Here is a 17267-nt window from a genome sequence, read left to right as displayed (position 1 = left end):
ATGTATAACGTATTTTTAGTAGATGATGAACCATTTATTATTGAAGGCATGAGAGCGTTGGTACCTTGGGAAGATTATGGACTAAAAGTTGTTGGTGAAGCTTCTAATGGTAGTGAGGCTATTAAAAAGTTAGAAACGTGTCATGTTGATATATTATTAACTGATATAATGATGCCCATAATGGATGGATTAGAGTTAATTAGTACGTTGAAAGAACGTCATCCTAATACAAAATATATCGTTTTATCTGGATACGAAGAATTTGAATATGTGAAAAAGGGTATGAAGCTAGGAATCGAAAATTATCTTTTAAAGCCTGTCAATGAGCAAGAACTCATTTCAACATTGGAAAATAGTATAGAAAAGCTTGAGAAATCTACAAATAATGAGGAAGCCTATACTATTTTAAGAGATAATACGATTTGGCGATGTCTTAATCAAGACATCGATGCAAAAGAATGGCGTGAAAGAGTAGAGTTGTATAGTTTGGAGTTCGATGGTCAGAATCTAGCTGTTGTTTTAATGCAAATATCAGATGGTGAACATGAAAACTCTTCCTTTTTTAGAAAAAGAGTAGAGGAGTTATTTCAGTCTGTCTGTATTATTAATCCAGATGGCGAACTTATCCTTTTAGTTTCGTTTAATTGTGAAGATGGCCTTAAGAAAAAACTAGATGAATTGAACATGCTATTTGCTGGATATGTTTCTGGAAAGTATCATATTAATGTTGGATCATTTGTTTGCTCCACAAGTGAATTGTATAAGAGCTATCAACGTGCAAAAGAGTTATCTAGCTATCGATTAGTACTCAAAGAAAGTGGACTCATAACAGATGAATTAACAAAGCAGTATACGCAAGCAAGCCTTTCTACTTCGAATGAATTGGATGATCTAAAGAGATATATTGTTGGCTCAGAACAAGAAAAGGCATTTTTGTGGATCAAAGGTGCCTTCGATGAGATTAATAAATCTACTAAAAAGGTTGCTCCAACCATTATTAGAGGGTTCGCTATTGAAATAGTTACGTCTATCCAAAAAGATGTATCGTCACATGCAAATGAACAAACAGTAGGTATTGTAAAGCGAATCTTAGAGGCCTATTCAATTGGAATTTTAGTTGACATTCTTATTGATTTTATCGAAGGAATTTTTAGAACATTGGAACAAAAGTCGGAGCATCGAAGTCCTATTATTCAAAGCGTGGTGCAATATATTCAAGAACATTTTTATGAGGAACTTTCTTTGAAAACATTAAGCTATAAATTTCATATAAATTCGATTTACTTAGGACAACTTTTCCAGAAAGAAACTGGCTTAGTATTCTCTGAGTATATTAATCATTTGAGACTCGAAAAAGCAAAGCAATTGTTGAGAGGGACACATTTAAAGGCTGGAATAATTGGAAAACAAGTTGGCTATTCGGATTCTGCTTATTTTTATAAACAGTTTAAGAAGGCGGTGGGGATTACACCATCAGCATGGAGAACAATGAATATCAAATCTTGATATCCCGTTATTCGGGATTTTTTTTGTTTTGAGGAGCATCTCTGATCTTAAAAGAATCAAAAAATGATAAAAAATGCTGTATTAACTATCGAATGTTTAATAAGTACAGCAAATCTTAATATTGTTAACTTTATACATTTTTGACTTTTTCTTAATATAGAGATGTAAGGGTTTTCAATATAAGGGAGGAGGGGCTTTGTGAATCGTATCAAGAGTTTTTTCCAAGATGTTTATAAGAATCGTGTGTGGCTCCTCATGGTTTTACCAGGAACCATTTGGCTATTGTTATTTTCATATCTTCCGATGTTTGGAACTGTCATTGCCTTTAAAAATTTCCGATATGATCCGAATGGTTTTTTTGCAAGTATCCTAAATAGTGAGTGGGTTGCCTTTGAAAACTTCAAGTTTTTATTTAATACAAATGACGCCTGGATCATTACAAGAAATACGGTTCTATATAATTTAGTCTTTATCGTTGTTGGGCTTATATTAGCAGTGTTTGTAGCAATTGTTCTAAGTGAACTCGCAAATAAGAGGTTGTCTAAAATTTACCAAACAGGAATGCTGTTTCCACACTTTTTATCATGGGTTGTTGTTAGTTATTTCGTATTCACGTTTCTAAGCGTGGATAGAGGTCTACTTAATAATATACTTCTATGGTTTGGAGTAGAAGATCCTATATCGTGGTATAACGAAGCAAAATATTGGCCTGTTATTATCGTTCTAACAAGTATGTGGAAGGGCGTTGGTTATGGAAGTATTGTTTATTTAGCAGCTATAGTTGGGATTGATAAAAACTATTACGAAGCCGCTATGATAGATGGTGCAAATAAGTGGCAACAAATTCGTAATATTACGATTCCGATGATAACACCGCTCATTGTTATTTTAACCATTTTAAACGTTGGTAGAATTTTTAGTGCAGACTTTGGTCTGTTTTTTCAGGTTCCTCGTGATTCAGGTCCGTTATATTCAGTAACAAACGTTATAGATACTTATGTATACCGAGGGATAACGACGATGGGGGACATTAGTATGAGTACTGCCGCTGGTCTTTACCAATCAATTGTAGGATTTGCATTAGTAATGCTGACAAATTATCTTGTTCAGAAGGTTGATAAAGAATATGCCCTATTTTAAAAAATCGAGAGAGAATGGAGGGTGGCCGCAGTTTTGTGGCAAATTACAATGATAACAAATCAAAATAGCTCTCAACCTACTCCATTAAATAAAGGGAATGCTCAAAACCAAGTGAATCAACCAAACAAAAAAAGTAAGCGTAAGAAAAAGTACACACCACATGGTCTAAATGGGTTTCCTAATCTTTTAATGAACATTTTGTTAGGATCATTTTCTATAATGTGTATCTTTCCATTTCTATATGTAATCGTCATCTCTTTAACTGATGAGAAAACCTTAGCGCGAAATGGATATCAGCTTCTACCTGAAATATGGAGTTTTGAAGCATATCGATACTTGTGGCAAATGAAGGATCAATTACTTCAATCTTATACTATAACGATTGTAGTAACGGTGCTTGGTACACTTGTCAGTGTAATAATGATTTCTTTATATGCCTACGCTATTTCTAGAAAGCAATTCAAATACCGCGGTTTCTTTACTTTTATTGCATTCTTTACAATGCTTTTTAGTGGAGGACTAATTCCTTTCTATATAGTAGCAACACAGTTTTTACATCTACGTAACTCTATTTGGGCATTGATATTACCACTTGCAATGAATGCATTCTACATTCTAATAATGAGAACCTTTTTCCAAAGGTCTGTACCTGAATCCATTTTGGAATCGGCTAGAATTGATGGAGCAAGTGAATTACGAATCTTTGTCAAAATTGTTGCTCCACTTTCATTACCAGGTCTTGCAACTATTGCCCTTTTTAGTACATTGGGTTACTGGAATGATTGGTTTAATGCACTGTTGTTCATTGATGAACCGCACTTGGTGCCACTGCAGTCAATGCTGATGAAAATTGAAAACAACATAGAATTTTTAAGGCAAAATTCGTTAGCAGGCGGTATACAAAATGATTTATTAAGTGCAATACCTCAAGATGCTGCAAAAATGGCAATGGTTGTTATTTCAACTTTGCCAATAGCAATTGCATATCCATTTTTCCAAAAATACTTTGTTAGTGGATTGACAATCGGTGGGGTTAAGGAATAATTGCTTTTTGAAATAAACAAATAAAAGGGGGGAGTTAAAATGAATAAGAAGTTAGCTATTATTCTAGTACTCTTATTAAGTTTATCTACATTTTTAGCTGCGTGTAGTGGAGGGAATTCAGATAAAACGAGCGGAAGTAAAGCCGGTGAAGAAAAACCTTATGAAATTACGTGGTACACGATTGGGACACCTCAAAAAGATGTCGATAAAGTAATGGAAGAAGTAAGTAAATACACGAAAGAGAAAATTAACGCAACCGTTAAAATGAGACAAATTGACTGGGGCGATTATGATCAAAAAATGCAAGTTATGATTGCTTCAGGTGAATCTTTTGATATTGCCTATACTGCAGGTGGAAACTATGTATTAAATGCACAAAAAGGAGCATTTAAAGACCTAAATGAACTTCTTGACACACATGGAAAAGAATTAAAAGCAACAATTGATCCAGCGTACTTAGAAGGGGCCAAAATTGATGGAAAGCTTTACGGTATTCCTTCTAACAAAGAAGTAGGTCAGCAAAGTGTGTACGTATTTAATAAGGATATAGTCGATAAATACAATATGGATATTTCAAGTGTTAACTCTTTAGAAGACTTAAAACCTTTATTGCAAACAGTTAAAGAAAATGAGCCAGACTTTACACCAATTGCAACTTTCAAACCGTATTTACCATTTGATTATGTATTAGAAGATGAATTGCCGTTTGCGTTTCCTCTAGAAGGAGATAAAGGAAAGGTAGTTAATATCTTTGAATCAGATATTATGATGGAAACGTTAAAAACAATGCACGAATTCTATAAAGCTGGTTATATAAAAGCGGATGCAGCAACAAGTACAGATCCATGGCCGTTAGAAGTACAAAACTGGTTCGTACGTAAAGAAATGTACCAGCCATATGCGGAATTAATATGGTCTCGTTCTGCAGGTTATAATGTAGCCGTTCAACCAATGCATGATCCGATTACATTTAACAACTCTGTAACAGGGTCTATTCAAGCTATCTCAGCAACTTCCAAACATCCAGAGAAGGCTATGGCGTTCTTAAATCTATTAAATACAGATCCATACCTTCGTAATTTAATTGATAGAGGTATTGAAGGTGTGCATTATGAAGAGGTCGATAACGGTAAAATTAAAGACCTTCCAGCTCGTGTAGAAAGCTACAACATGCCAAGTTACTCTCTAGGAAACCATTTCATTCTTAAGTTATATGAAAATGATCCTGAAGATAAATGGGATGCGTTCAAAAAATTCAATGATGCTTCTGTTCAAGCACCAACCTTAGGTTTCTATTTTGATACAAATCCTGTTCGTACAGAGATCGCAGCAATTGCAAACGTTGCGAATGAATATGCACCTCCGCTATTAACTGGCAGTGTTGACCCCGAGGAATATCTACCAAAGGCTAATAAGAAGTTTAAAGAAGCTGGATTAGATAAAGTGCTTGCAGAAATTCAAAAACAATATGATGAGTGGAAGAAAAATAACTAATAGATCTCATTCAGGAGGCAAAGTCGGAAACTTAATTTTCCGACTGCTGTCTTTTAAGGGAAGGCCGGATTGAAAATGAGTACAGAAGTAGAAAAGAATATTTACATGTTTCCGAAAGACTTTTGGTGGGGATCTGCATCATCTGCAACACAAATGGAAGGATTTTCAGGGGCAGATGGTAAAGGGAAGAATATATGGGACTACTGGTATGAAACAGAACCGAATCGTTTTTACCAGGGTATTGGACCTGATAACACTTCACTGTTTTATACGAATTTTATTGACGATATTCAGCTCATGAAAGAAACGGGACATAACAGTTTTCGCTTTTCTATCTCGTGGTCCCGCATGTTTCCAAAGGGGCGTGGAGAAATAAACCCAAAGGCGATTGACTTTTATAATACCGTCATTAACACCTTACTAGAAAATGAGATTGAGCCTTTTGTGAATCTCTATCATTTTGACATGCCTATGGCTATGCAAGAAGAGGGTGGTTGGGAAAGCCGCTCTGTAGTTGATGCGTATGTGGAATATGCGTCTACTTGTTTTGAGAACTTTGGAGACCGTGTGATGAAATGGTTCACACATAATGAGCCAATCGTACCTGTTGAATGCGGTTATTTATATGGACATCATTATCCAGCATTTTGTGATTTTGGAAAGGCTGTTCAAGTTGGGTTCCATTCTGTATTAGCCTCCGCAAAAGCAATTAAGGCATACCATGATAAAGAGCTAGGAGGAAAAATTGGAATTATACTGAATGTTACTCCCTCATATCCAAGGAGTAATCACCCTGCTGACTTAGATGCTGCTGAAAAAGCAGATTTGCTATTTAACCGTTCCTTTCTAGATCCATCAGTCAAAGGCACTTTTCCCGAGAAGCTAATTGACATGTTGCGGGTAGAAAACTTTATACCTAAGTATTTAACTGAAGATTTGGATATTATCCATGAAAATACAGTTGACCTTTTAGGGATTAATTACTACCAACCAAGAAGAGTTAAGGCGAAGGAAAACATCCCAAATCCAAATGCTCCATTCATGCCAGAACGGTACTTTGATAATTATGACATGCCAGGGAAAAAGGTGAACCCATACAGAGGCTGGGAGATTTATGAAAAGGGTGTCTACGATATTTTAAAAAACATCCAAGAAAACTATGGGAATATTGAATGTTTCATATCGGAAAGCGGTATGGGAGTTGAAGCAGAAGAACGCTTTAAGGATGAGAGTGGAATGATTCAGGATGATTATCGAATTACCTTTTACGAAGATCATTTAAAGTGGATACATAAAGCACTAAACGAAGGTGCCAATGTAAAAGGGTATCATGTATGGACATTTATGGATAACTGGTCATGGTTAAATTCATATAAGAACCGATACGGACTAGTAGAAGTAGATTTAAATAGAAACTTCAAGCGTACAATCAAGAAATCAGGTAAATGGTACAAAGAATTATCTGAAAACAACGGTTTTTGATTATTAGAAGAGTGCTACTAATCATTTGTTCTATCAGAATATCACGAAGGAAGTGAAGGGAATGGACAGGTATCTTCTTGGCATTGATTTGGGTGGAACAAACTTGAGAATTGCCGTTGTAACATTGGAAGGCAAACTTATAGAAGAGGTCAATGTAAAAACGGAAAGTGACAAAGGACCACATCATGTCATCGATAACATGATTAAAATATGCGAGGGGCTGTTGCAGAAAAGAAATATTGAAGCAATAGGAATCGGAGCTCCGGGTCCTTTAGATTCAAAGCAAGGTATTATTTTAAGCCCTCCCAATTTACCTGGGTGGGATGAGGTTCCTTTAGCTCTAATGTTAGAAAAAGCTTTAGAGAAAAAAGTAGTGCTCGATAATGATGCCAACGCAGCTGCTTTAGCGGAAGCAACGATTGGGGCAGGCAAAGGAAAAGAATCTGTTTTTTATATGACGATCAGTACAGGAATCGGCGGAGGATATGTATATCGCAATCAGTTGATTCAAGGTGCTAATTTCTGTGCGGGTGAAGTTGGCAACATGATGGTTAATCGAGATGGTCCAACGCATTATGTACTGAATATTGGCTCTTTGGAATCTTTGGCAAGCGGTACAGCTGTGCATCGTCTAGGAAAAGAAAAGTTAGGTATAACAGGACATGCTGGAGAAGTGTTTACTTTGGCGATGAACGGCCAGCAAGAAGCGGAAGCGATTGTTGATACCATGCTAACTTATTTGGCAAAAGGAATCTCCAATATTGTTCATACAATTGACCCGCACATGATTGTGTTAGGCGGGGGGGTCATGCAATCAAAAGAGTATATAATGCCGATTCTTCTTGAAAAAGTAAATGCTTACTTATATCCACAGTTACGTAATAGGGTACATATTGAATGTGCCTCGTTAGGAACAAAAGCTGGTGTTATCGGCGCGGCTCTGTTGACACAGCAAGCATAGTTCCAGTAAGTGAAGGGGATGACAATGAAAGCTTACATGGTGTTTGATTTTGGCGGAACTTATATAAAGTATGCGGTAATGGATGACAAATCAAAGAAACTGGAGTGCGGGAAGATTCCAACTCCTAAAGAAGGATTAGATATATTTTTAGATCACATTACCGAAATAGTTAAACATTATTCGGAGTCATTTGAAATTCAAGGTATCGCTTTAAGTTCGCCCGGTGCCGTAGACGTGGAAACAGGGTTTATTGGCGGGGCAAGTGCAATTCCATTTATACATGGAGTAAACATGACAAGCTTACTAAAGGAACGAACAGGTCTGGAGGTGTCCGTTGAAAATGATGCAAACTGCGCGGCTTTGGCAGAAGGCTGGTTAGGTGCAGCGAAAGAAACTGATTTCTACATTTGTATTGTAATTGGTACAGGAATTGGCGGGGGAATTGTGATTAACCAATCTATTTTACGTGGAGCTACCCTTCACGGAGGTGAGTTTGGGTACATGATAATGGGAGAATCATGTAAGAGCCCTCTACAATCAACTTGGAGCAAAGTTGCATCGGCAAATTCACTTGTAGAAGAAGTCGAAATGAGAAAATCTCTAGTAAGGGGAACGTTGGACGGAGAAGAAATATTTCGATTGGCGGAAGCAGGAGACTCCATTGCGAATGAATGCATTGCCAACCTATATAAGAAGCTGGCAATGGGAATCTATAATTTGAAGTATGTACTAGATCCTAACAAGATCCTAATTGGCGGGGGAATCAGCAAGCGACCGGATGTAATTGAAGGCATAAATAATGAATTGGCACAATTGAAGGATGATATCTCTACATTGGATATTACGGTTGAAGCTTGTAAATTTGATAACGATGCAAACTTAATTGGAGCCTTATTTCATTTCTTGAATCGAAAATAGGGAGTATTTCACAAAATTGATATCCTCTTTTACTTATGCTAATAAAGAAAGGAATAGAAAAATGAATGATACACCATTATTTTTAAAACCGGTTTTTCAAGAACGTATTTGGGGTGGAACAGCTCTTTATGACCGTTTTGGCTATGAAATCCCATCAGCAATTACAGGAGAATGCTGGGCAATTTCTGCCCATCCAAACGGCCTGAGTCTTATTGAAAATGGTAAGTTTCAAGGTAAATCATTAAAAGAAGTATGGGAAAATCACCATGAGTTGTTTGGAAACTATAAGAGTGAGAAATTTCCGCTTCTTATAAAGATTTTGGATGCGAATGAAGAATTGTCTGTACAAGTACATCCAAATGATGATTATGCCAACGAGCATGAAAATGGCGAGTATGGTAAAACGGAATGTTGGTACATCATTGATTGTGATCAAGATGCTGAATTAGTGTTTGGACATCATGCTAAAACAAAAGAAGAAGTACGAGAAATGATTCAAAGTGGAAATTGGGAGAGGTTTTTACGTAAAGTTACCATTAGACCTGGTGATTTTTTCTACGTACCAAGTGGAACCGTTCATGCCTTATGTAATGGGACGTTGGTGTTAGAAACACAACAAAGCTCAGATACAACATACCGAGTTTATGATTATGACCGTGTAGATAATCAAGGGAGTAAACGTGAGCTGCATTTAGAAAAAGCAATGGGCGTCATTAATGCACCTCATATTGATACCAATATCGCTCCTAAAATAGAAAAGCGAGAAGGTGTAGAAGTTACAAAGTTTGTACAAAATCACTTTTTCTCTGTTAATAAATGGGATGTAAATGGAGAAGCGGCATTTCAGCAAAATCAAGCGTTTATGCTTGTAAGCATCATCGATGGGGAAGGAAGATTGTTGAAAGGCAGTGAAGATTACACAATAAGAAAAGGAGCTCATTTTATTTTGCCGTATAAATATGGTGAATTTATCTTAAAGGGGAATATGAAGCTTATTGTATCACACCCTTAGACCTCATCCGGCTCTGTTGCGGAAAACGATTAATAGAAACATAGATTCGCTTTGCACCACGTTCCAGCTTTAAAAAGAGACGTAAGTTTTACCATCTATCTTTTTATTGGTTTCTGTCATACACGGAAAAAAAGAATTGCAGAGAGCTGTGTGAGTATGAAAAATTCAAATTTCTTCTGCTATCTTGCTTGCATCTGTGTCCTTCTTTTAAGCGGCGGCTGGAATCAACATTATTTAAAAGATGCCTATGGAAAAATATTAAATGATCCGAACTTCTAACGGATGAAGTTAATATGGATGCAATCAAAGAAAACTGAAAATTCTGACATTATGTAAGTTGGGGTACATATAATGGCTTTACATCATGATACTTGGGTAGAAAAATATTCCAATGTTAACTCAAAAGTAAATGCTGGATTTTTCAAACATGGAATTACTTATTAGCCAGTAGAAGATCCTTTTAGAATACAAAGCTATTATTAGGTAGTGGAAAGTATGAATGAAGTACAGGGGACGTATAAAAGAATTTTAGCGACGCTAACAGTGAGCGACCCGCGGTGGCAGGGATAGCCTCGAGAAGCAACCCGAGAAGCAAGTTACCGGAGGGATAGTTATACTCCATAATAAGAAGAAAGCTATTAATGGTAATAAAAATAGCGTAACCCAAAAGGCTACGCTTAACAAATTATTGATGATAATCCTTAATTACTTTAGCGGAAAATCATGTCTAATTTATCGATAATAGCAATAGGATAAAGGGTAATAAAGGCTAAAGAATTATGATTAGTTTACACTAACTTGGCTTTGTTGTTTCTTTTTATTCATGTAAAGAATAAGCCCTACTAGAACGATACCAATTGCAGTCAAAATAGCGGCAGAGATGTAAGCTGTTGTAAAGGGTCCCGTTGTTTCTTTGAAGTAAGAAGCGATACGTGGACCAACGAACGCACCACCAGAGTAACCCAAGAATACGATTGCATAGTTCATTCCAAGGTTTTTAGGACCAAATGATTGGCTTGTAAGTGGAGGGAATACGACGAGTAAACCTCCAAATGAGAACCCTAACATGATGATACAGAAAATAAAAAACTGCATATTTGTTGCTACCGTCATTAATAATAAAGCGGAAATCGTCATAATTAAGTTAATCAATAACGCAATGTACGAACCAAATTTATCATAAATCACACCAAAACTTAGAAGACCAACGAAGTTTGATAAAGTACTAATGCTTACAATAATTGCACCAGCGTTGTTTACAACAATGTCAATTTGGCCGAAAGCTTCAATAGTAGATGTCACCATGTTTTCACATATTTTTCCTATATTAATCGTTGAATTTATGAAACTTAACCCTAATGTACATATTAGCCAGTATTCAGCTTCATCCACTGGGATGAAAAAACAACTAGAGAATGTCGAAGTCGGCCTTTGTATTTCAATGAGTCCTATTTATGGAGACGACATTGAATGGATGCCCTTAATTAGAAGAAGAGATTTTTTTATCGGTACCACCAAGCCACCACTTAGCAAAGCAAAAATCCATTGCTCTTCATGAAGCAGCAAATGAGACCTTCATCAGCAGAACGTCAGGGTACGGATTCCGGGACGTTACGGATGAGTATTGCAGGGAAGCGGACTTTGAACCTTACACCCCAATTGAACTAGAAGAAGCAGGAGCAATACTCCGACTTGTAGAAATGGGAATGGGTGTTTCATTCACGCCTCAATTGTCTTTATTATGCCAATCAATGCCGAAAACCGTTCAGATTCCAATCACCTATTCGAATTGCAAACGAACGATTGGGATAGCATGGAAAAAAACTCACTATCTCTCTCAAGCTGCAATAGATTTCCGGGAATTCACCTCTGGTTTTTTTAAACATGAAGTAAGTAAATATTTCTATCTATAAAATCTTAATAAAAATAAGGTGGCAGGCATTACATCCAAGACGGTGTTGCCTGCCTTTTTCAACATAGATGGTAGAGGATTACCTCCTTAATCTAAGGGGAGTCTTATTACATGCTTCTTCTAAACAAAAGAACGTAAAAATAAGGTCTAAGGTACAAGTCGTCTACTTCAGTCTTCAAATGTTAATTTTGATATTATTGGCGTTTATAAACATATCTAAAACTATCCTCATTAATTATTGCCAACTGTATAAATGAATGGTTCATGATAGAACGCAAAAACTACATATTACTTGGGAAATAATTTGGGAAATGGGGTCTGACCCCGGAGGTGATATGATGGCTGTGATTTTAGGTTTACAGGAGATGCAAAGGGAGAGGCAGTTGAAGTTTGAGCGAAGGTTACTTAGGGAACTTTCAATCGAGGATATGAAGGGGAGGATTCAGCGTTACTTTGGACAGGATTTCATGGAGGTGTTGGAGGAAGGCTATTTTGATGTTGCCATTGAGGCCTATTTATTGGGAGCTAACTATAGTAAGTTTGGCTATTATGGTGAGTCGGAGGATGATGTAAGGGCTCGGTGCTGGAGGGAAGAGAAATTTTTGATTGATACCCTTTTTAATTTTATTTTGTATTGGCGGGAAGTGACGGCAAATAACGCTTTCAATGAAGGTTTGTTTTATTGCTGTGAAGGGTTTGTAGGTGAATGGTGGATGGACGGCTTTAAGACGGGTGAAAAGCGATATAAAATGAAGTTGCACTAAGAAGGAGTGAAGTATCCATTCTTTGTTCTAATTCCATGGTTTGTCCCATACTTTTAGATAAAGGGACTAGTGGAAGGAGAACGTTCATGCGTAGTAAGTTAAAATATACAGGAATCGCGATGGGATTGTTTATCCTTTTTTTAATTGTAACTTTCAAATTTGTTGAAGATGATTCTTGGGACTCCTGGAACCTTCCCTTGGCAGGTAAGGTAATCGTTCTGGATGCTGGACATGGAGGAATGGATGGCGGGGCAAATGTGCAAGAGGTAATGGAAAAAGAAATTGCCCTTTCTGTTTCGTTAAAGGTTAGGGACTATTTACAGGAACAGGGTGCTCTTGTCATTATGACTCGTGAGAAAGATGAAGATTTGGCACAAGGGGATACAAAAGGGATCCGTCAGCGAAAACAGGAAGACCTGCGAAATCGGGTTGAAATGATTAATGATTCAGAAGCGGATTTATTTTTAAGTATTCATTTAAATTCTTTTCCGTCAGCATCATCAAAAGGTGCTCAAACATTTTATACAAAAAGGTTTGAGGAAAATGAACAGGTGGCAAAGTTTATTCAGACTGAAATCATAAGAAACCTAGAAAATACAAAGCGAGATGCAAAAACGATTAATAATGTGTATTTGATGAATTATACGAAGAAACCAGGGGCGCTTGTTGAAATTGGCTTTCTTTCTAATACGGAGGAAAGGGAACGCCTTATCAGTGATGGGTATCAAGAAAAGATTGCAAGTTCGATTTATATGGGGATTTTACGGTATTTCACAGAGGAAAAACTTTCAGATGAAGAGTGATTCTCTAGTTCGGGTCTTGTATGGTACAAGGCCTTTTTATTATTGAGATAAAAGTCATGTGCTCACTTAAAGGGCAGATAATAAGCTTTATTTAAGTGATATGGTATACTTAAATGGGAAAATAAAACGAATTCAAAGGGGTGCTCGACTTGTTAACTGAAGAAAAAGTACTGAATTTATTAAAGGATCTTAAAGACCCTTTTCTACATAAAAGCCTTGAAGAAACAAATGGAATCATTGAAGTGAAAATAAAGCCTGAAAAAAATCATGTAAGCGTTAAGCTTGCCATCGCAAAAACAGGGACTGCCGAGCAAATGCAAATGCAAACGGAAGTGGTAAACTTGCTGAAAGAAGGCGGGGCAGAATCTGTAGGGATTCGTTTCACAGAACTTTCTGAAGAAGAGTTATCCAAGCATCGTGATAATATACCACAAGATGAAGTGGATCAAGGTTTACTTGGACCGAATAGCAAGACGCAATTCATTGCGATTGCTAGTGGTAAGGGGGGAGTTGGTAAATCAACGATTTCAGTGAACTTTGCTACTTCACTTGCACGACTTGGTAAAAAGGTTGGACTTGTGGACGCTGATATTTATGGTTTTAGCGTACCAGATATGATGGGGATTACAAAAAGGCCGGTGGTGCGTGGGGAGAAAATTATTCCTGTGGAACGTTTTGGTGTTCAGGTTATCTCAATGGGCTTCTTTGTAGAAGATAACGCGCCTATTATCTGGAGAGGGCCAATGCTAGGAAAGATGCTGAACAGTTTCTTTAACGAGGTAGAATGGGGAGAGTTAGATTATTTAGTCCTTGATTTACCACCGGGTACAGGCGATGTTGCGTTGGACGTGCATACAATGCTTCCTTCGTGTAAGGAAATTATCGTAACGACACCGCATCCAACTGCAGCCTTTGTTGCAGCAAGAGCGGGCGCGATGGCCATCAAGACTGAACATGAAGTCATTGGTGTCATTGAAAACATGTCGTTCTTCGAGAGTAAAACGACAGGTGAAAAAGAATATGTATTCGGTAAAGGCGGCGGTGCGAAGCTTGCAGATGAACTACGTACAGAAGTCTTAGGGCAGCTTCCTTTGCAACAGCCAGATTGGAACGAAGAAGATTTTGCACCTTCTATTTACGCAGCAGACCATAGATTAGGCAGAATTTATGAAGATATTGCTAAAAAAGTCATTGAAAAGTTGCAATAAAAATAAAGGCTGATTCCAATTGGAATCAGCCTTTTGTTATTCTTTGTCTTTTTTCTCAGTTTTATCACCTGATTCCGCTTTTGTTGCCTTTTCAGCTGCTTTTGTTACAGCTTGGTCCAATCTTTCTTGGATCTTCGCTTGAACTAAAGGACTATCCATAGTTTCTATGATAACTTCTTTATAAATGGTCCGCATGTCTTTAGTCTTCAATAACTTATTCATTTCTTTTTCCAAATCTGGGTCTTTTAAAATTTCAATAAGCATTCCGCGATACTGAGGGTCATTGGTTAATTCTTTCAATACCTTTTTGTGTTCGTCTTTTAAAGCTTTAGCATAGGCAGAGGTAAATTCAGGATCTTTAAAGGCCTTTTTCCAAAATTCCTTCCCTTTATCTGAAGTGACCGTATCTTCAATGGATTTCTTAATGATCTCTGAGTCCATAATAAGTTCAGTTTTTGTTTTCTCATCAGAAATGATATCCTGGATGGCTTTTTTTCCATCGTCTGTTTTTAAAATATCGACGACCATTTTCTTTGTCTCTTCATACTCATTTTTATCTGCGCTTGCTCCATTCTGCGCACAACCGGAACAAACGAGTAAGAATGACATGAAAAGCAAAGCAACTCCCACTCTCATACGCAGGGCCCCTTTCATCCTTCTTATTGTTAATATGGTTCCAATCGACGATATTATTCCCTTGTAGAATAAGTGGATTTTTCCAAATTTGGTTGGTACAATTAAGGAAATGAAATAGAAATGTATGGAGGAAAACGATGAACAGCCGTAATTTAGTTAAATTGTTTTTAACAACATTGCTTATCGGTGGTGTAACGGGCGGAGTTGTAGGGTTCTTAGCTCGTTGGAGTGAGTTTAAGCCTTATTTTTCTTCTTTTGAAATCAGTGCCATTCTTTCAACGTTTTTATGGTTATTCGGTGTCGGATTAATTTTTAGTGTCATAAGCCAAGCTGGTTTTTTTGCCTATTTAACGATACATCGTTTCGGTCTAGGGATATTTAAAAGTGCTTCCTTATGGAATGCAGTACAACTCGTACTTATTCTTTTCGTTGTATTTGATCTAGTCTATTTACGATATCTTAATTTTGGTTCAGGTGAGGGGATTAGTTCCTACATTGTGTTAGCTTTGGTTGTATTAGCCGCAGCGTTGATTACGGCCTATTTTAAAATGAAACAAACAAATAAACAGTCATTTATTCCGGCGATGTTTTTTATGGTTGTGGCCACAGTATTAGAGTGGATACCTGTACTAAGTTCTAATGATGAAGGCTGGCTCTACTTCATGCTGTTTCCATTACTAGTATGCAATGCTTATCAATTATTGGTTTTAAGCAAATTAATCGATCGTTCACAAAAAGAATTAGCCAGTAAAAAAACACGGATGCAAACTAAAGCAAAGGGAAAGAAATTAAAAGCAGGAGAATTAGGGAAGTAGGTAAAAGTGGCTAACCTTATTGGAAAGCGGAATACATAAGAAATTCTACATATAGAAAACTGCGTACTAAAGGTTAAGCATGACCCTTAGTACGCAGTTTTTTTTGTGTTTTTGTGTTCTAGTAAATGATGTTACCGGATTTCTTCACTGCTTGCTGATGAATTAGAGATCATCTCAGAAACGTTTACGAAGTTTAAATTTTTGGAGCGAAGTTCATCTATTAGTTCAGGCAATGCTTTATTAGTTTGTTTTGCTGAGTCTGAAGCGTGTAATAAGATGATATCGCCCTTTTGAGCCTTGTTAACGTTATGAACAATTCGATCAACGCCTGGGTTAGTCCAATCCTTTGAATCGATACTCCAATGAACCACAGTATAGCCGAATTTTTCACTGATTTTCAGGAGGCGCTTATCAAAGTGTCCGGTGGGCGCACGTAAAAGCTCGATATTTTTAACATTTAGTTTTTTAAAAGCTTCCTGTGCTTTTGAAATATCACGGATGATTTCTTGGTCTTCCAGATCGGAATAATCTTTGTAATCGTATCCGAGCATTCCGATTTCATAGCCTTCTTTTTCAATTTCATCCACTATGTCAGGGTGACGTTCTGCCCAAGATCCGGAAAGGAAGAAGGTAGCGGATTTAATCTTTTCTTTTTTCAATGTCTCTAAAATCGGGGCTGCTTTTTCATCGCCCCAGCCAATATTGAATGTGATGGCTACATTCTTTTCCCCTTTATAAACCGCTTTTGGTCCATCTTCGGTAGAAAAAACAGGTGAATGAAGAATGTTTTGTACAAAAAGGAACCAAGCGGTAAAAAGTGCCGTAAGTAAAATTAACGAATAATGTTTGATGTTCTTTGCCTGGAGCACCATGAAAAATTTCATTAATCCATCCCCTTGTCCAAAAGCTCTTGTTTTCATATTTATGCAGAGGCTGTTCCGTTATGCAGAAAAATCAATATAAAAATTCATAAAATTAAGATGAATGGGGAAAAATGACTGATGGAGGTGTGAGTTATGCTTGGCTTATTGATTAATGAAAAAGAAAAGAAGGAATTAGAGTACCTCTTAAAAAGAGAGATGGATGAAATATTATTTGATTTACAAGATGATAGAATCGATTGCATAGTTAAAAGAGCTATAAATGAAAAATATAATATCCTTTTCAGGTTGTTTAAAAGGCTAGGTACAGAAAAGGAATGCCTTATTTATATGAGAGTAAAAACAAACTTTAATGAGAAGAATTAGTCCTGATTTTTAAAAGTGAATTAAATTTAAAAAATCTATTGACTATTAATTTATACGCTGGTATATTATAAAAGTTGCTGCAAGATAATAGCTTTTAAAAAAAGAACAAAAAACTTTTTAAAAAAAGTTATTGACGAAGCAGAGGTAAGATGTTAAGATATTAAATGTCGCTAAGAGATAAAGCGANACATGCAAGTCGAGCGAATCGATGGGAGCTTGCTCCCTGAGATTAGCGGCGGACGGGTGAGTAACACGTGGGCAACCTACCTATAAGACTGGAATAACTTCGGGAAACCGGAGCTAATACCGGATACGTTCTTTTCTC

Annotated in this window: 18 protein-coding genes and 1 rRNA gene; 16 read left to right on the top strand and 3 right to left on the bottom strand. The window is 36.8% G+C overall.

Translation table 11 applies throughout. From position 1 onward, the window contains the following. From AKG34_RS25910 to AKG34_RS29395, 9 genes are all read left to right on the top strand, one after another. On the top strand, positions 1–1506 hold the full coding sequence (locus AKG34_RS25910) for a response regulator transcription factor (protein ID WP_053349037.1): 1506 nt from the start codon (positions 1–3) through the stop codon (positions 1504–1506). Between the two features lie 255 nt (positions 1507–1761). Next, positions 1762–2646, top strand: coding sequence for an ABC transporter permease (locus tag AKG34_RS25905; protein ID WP_053349096.1), 885 nt, complete (start codon positions 1762–1764; stop codon positions 2644–2646). Between the two features lie 189 nt (positions 2647–2835). Then, entirely contained in the window at positions 2836–3690 is an 855-nt protein-coding gene (locus AKG34_RS25900) for a carbohydrate ABC transporter permease (protein WP_053349095.1), read from the top strand. Between the two features lie 39 nt (positions 3691–3729). Further along, positions 3730–5184 carry an ABC transporter substrate-binding protein gene (locus AKG34_RS25895; RefSeq protein WP_053349036.1) on the top strand — a complete coding sequence of 485 codons (1455 nt, stop codon included), beginning with the start codon at positions 3730–3732 and terminating at the stop codon, positions 5182–5184. A 75-nt stretch (positions 5185–5259) separates the two neighbouring features. After that, positions 5260–6666, top strand: coding sequence for a glycoside hydrolase family 1 protein (locus tag AKG34_RS25890; protein WP_053349094.1), 1407 nt, complete (start codon positions 5260–5262; stop codon positions 6664–6666). 61 nt (positions 6667–6727) lie between these two features. Then, on the top strand, positions 6728–7627 hold the full coding sequence (locus AKG34_RS25885; RefSeq protein ID WP_053349035.1) for an ROK family protein: 900 nt from the start codon (positions 6728–6730) through the stop codon (positions 7625–7627). A 24-nt stretch (positions 7628–7651) separates the two neighbouring features. After that, positions 7652–8545 (top strand): ROK family protein, encoded by an 894-nt coding sequence (locus AKG34_RS25880; RefSeq protein ID WP_053349034.1) that lies wholly within the window; start codon positions 7652–7654, stop codon positions 8543–8545. Between the two features lie 61 nt (positions 8546–8606). Further along, complete coding sequence (manA, locus tag AKG34_RS25875; RefSeq protein ID WP_053349033.1) at positions 8607–9557, top strand: mannose-6-phosphate isomerase, class I; 951 nt, start codon at positions 8607–8609, stop codon at positions 9555–9557. Positions 9558–9713: 156 nt separating this feature from the next. Then, positions 9714–9836, top strand: a complete 123-nt coding sequence (locus AKG34_RS29395; RefSeq protein ID WP_269083777.1) for a hypothetical protein — start codon at positions 9714–9716, stop codon at positions 9834–9836. A 504-nt stretch (positions 9837–10340) separates the two neighbouring features. Here the strand turns inward: AKG34_RS29395 and AKG34_RS25870 are convergent. Beyond that, positions 10341–10862: an MFS transporter gene (locus tag AKG34_RS25870; protein WP_083450980.1), complete on the bottom strand. Its 522-nt coding sequence runs from the start codon at positions 10860–10862 to the stop codon at positions 10341–10343. 191 nt (positions 10863–11053) lie between these two features. Here AKG34_RS25870 and AKG34_RS29790 point away from each other — a divergent pair, with 191 nt between their 5' ends. The 4 genes from AKG34_RS29790 to AKG34_RS25850 all read left to right on the top strand — a co-directional run bounded on the left by AKG34_RS29790 (position 11054) and on the right by AKG34_RS25850 (position 14244). Next, the gene (locus AKG34_RS29790) at positions 11054–11470 is read left to right on the top strand and encodes a LysR substrate-binding domain-containing protein (protein ID WP_083450979.1); all 417 of its coding nucleotides are present in this window, start codon (positions 11054–11056) and stop codon (positions 11468–11470) included. A 337-nt stretch (positions 11471–11807) separates the two neighbouring features. Then, on the top strand, positions 11808–12233 hold the full coding sequence (locus tag AKG34_RS25860) for a DUF2521 family protein (protein ID WP_053349031.1): 426 nt from the start codon (positions 11808–11810) through the stop codon (positions 12231–12233). 86 nt (positions 12234–12319) lie between these two features. Further along, the gene (cwlD, locus tag AKG34_RS25855; RefSeq protein ID WP_053349030.1) at positions 12320–13036 is read left to right on the top strand and encodes an N-acetylmuramoyl-L-alanine amidase CwlD; all 717 of its coding nucleotides are present in this window, start codon (positions 12320–12322) and stop codon (positions 13034–13036) included. A gap of 149 nt (positions 13037–13185) precedes the next feature. Then, positions 13186–14244 (top strand): iron-sulfur carrier protein/transcriptional regulator SalA, encoded by a 1059-nt coding sequence (locus AKG34_RS25850; RefSeq protein WP_053349029.1) that lies wholly within the window; start codon positions 13186–13188, stop codon positions 14242–14244. A 36-nt stretch (positions 14245–14280) separates the two neighbouring features. Here the strand turns inward: AKG34_RS25850 and gerD are convergent, their stop codons facing one another. Continuing rightward, on the bottom strand, positions 14281–14880 hold the full coding sequence (gerD, locus tag AKG34_RS25845; RefSeq protein ID WP_053349028.1) for a spore germination lipoprotein GerD: 600 nt from the start codon (positions 14878–14880) through the stop codon (positions 14281–14283). A gap of 137 nt (positions 14881–15017) precedes the next feature. Between gerD and AKG34_RS25840 the strand changes: the two genes are divergently transcribed. After that, positions 15018–15695 carry a KinB-signaling pathway activation protein gene (locus tag AKG34_RS25840; RefSeq protein WP_053349027.1) on the top strand — a complete coding sequence of 226 codons (678 nt, stop codon included), beginning with the start codon at positions 15018–15020 and terminating at the stop codon, positions 15693–15695. Between the two features lie 131 nt (positions 15696–15826). Here the strand turns inward: AKG34_RS25840 and pdaB are convergent, their stop codons facing one another. Beyond that, positions 15827–16579 carry a polysaccharide deacetylase family sporulation protein PdaB gene (pdaB, locus tag AKG34_RS25835; RefSeq protein ID WP_053349026.1) on the bottom strand — a complete coding sequence of 251 codons (753 nt, stop codon included), beginning with the start codon at positions 16577–16579 and terminating at the stop codon, positions 15827–15829. Between the two features lie 132 nt (positions 16580–16711). Between pdaB and AKG34_RS25830 the strand changes: the two genes are divergently transcribed. Both AKG34_RS25830 and AKG34_RS25825 read left to right on the top strand, forming a co-directional pair. After that, the gene (locus AKG34_RS25830) at positions 16712–16942 is read left to right on the top strand and encodes a hypothetical protein (RefSeq protein ID WP_053349025.1); all 231 of its coding nucleotides are present in this window, start codon (positions 16712–16714) and stop codon (positions 16940–16942) included. A 185-nt stretch (positions 16943–17127) separates the two neighbouring features. Then, positions 17128–17267, top strand: a 16S ribosomal RNA gene (locus tag AKG34_RS25825); the annotation flags it as partial.

The sequence above is a fragment of the Peribacillus butanolivorans genome (assembly GCF_001273755.1).
In the GTDB taxonomy this organism is placed as follows: Bacteria; Bacillota; Bacilli; order Bacillales; family DSM-1321; genus Peribacillus; species Peribacillus butanolivorans.
Note: the sequence above shows the minus strand (reverse complement) of the source record. Positions and strands in the feature narration are given on the sequence as shown.

Coding starts and splice junctions, on each gene's coding strand:
- AKG34_RS25860 (WP_053349031.1), top strand. CDS start 11,808: ATGGCTGTGATTTTAGGTTTACAGGAGATGCAAAGGGAGAGGCAGTTG.
- manA (WP_053349033.1), top strand. CDS start 8,607: ATGAATGATACACCATTATTTTTAAAACCGGTTTTTCAAGAACGTATT.
- AKG34_RS29395 (WP_269083777.1), top strand. CDS start 9,714: ATGAAAAATTCAAATTTCTTCTGCTATCTTGCTTGCATCTGTGTCCTT.
- pdaB (WP_053349026.1), bottom strand. CDS start 16,579: ATGAAATTTTTCATGGTGCTCCAGGCAAAGAACATCAAACATTATTCG.
- AKG34_RS25890 (WP_053349094.1), top strand. CDS start 5,260: ATGAGTACAGAAGTAGAAAAGAATATTTACATGTTTCCGAAAGACTTT.
- AKG34_RS25905 (WP_053349096.1), top strand. CDS start 1,762: ATGGTTTTACCAGGAACCATTTGGCTATTGTTATTTTCATATCTTCCG.
- AKG34_RS25885 (WP_053349035.1), top strand. CDS start 6,728: ATGGACAGGTATCTTCTTGGCATTGATTTGGGTGGAACAAACTTGAGA.
- cwlD (WP_053349030.1), top strand. CDS start 12,320: ATGCGTAGTAAGTTAAAATATACAGGAATCGCGATGGGATTGTTTATC.
- AKG34_RS25895 (WP_053349036.1), top strand. CDS start 3,730: ATGAATAAGAAGTTAGCTATTATTCTAGTACTCTTATTAAGTTTATCT.
- AKG34_RS25840 (WP_053349027.1), top strand. CDS start 15,018: ATGAACAGCCGTAATTTAGTTAAATTGTTTTTAACAACATTGCTTATC.
- AKG34_RS25870 (WP_083450980.1), bottom strand. CDS start 10,862: ATGGTGACATCTACTATTGAAGCTTTCGGCCAAATTGACATTGTTGTA.
- AKG34_RS25910 (WP_053349037.1), top strand. CDS start 1: ATGTATAACGTATTTTTAGTAGATGATGAACCATTTATTATTGAAGGC.
- gerD (WP_053349028.1), bottom strand. CDS start 14,880: ATGAGAGTGGGAGTTGCTTTGCTTTTCATGTCATTCTTACTCGTTTGT.
- AKG34_RS25880 (WP_053349034.1), top strand. CDS start 7,652: ATGAAAGCTTACATGGTGTTTGATTTTGGCGGAACTTATATAAAGTAT.
- AKG34_RS25900 (WP_053349095.1), top strand. CDS start 2,836: ATGAACATTTTGTTAGGATCATTTTCTATAATGTGTATCTTTCCATTT.
- AKG34_RS25830 (WP_053349025.1), top strand. CDS start 16,712: ATGCTTGGCTTATTGATTAATGAAAAAGAAAAGAAGGAATTAGAGTAC.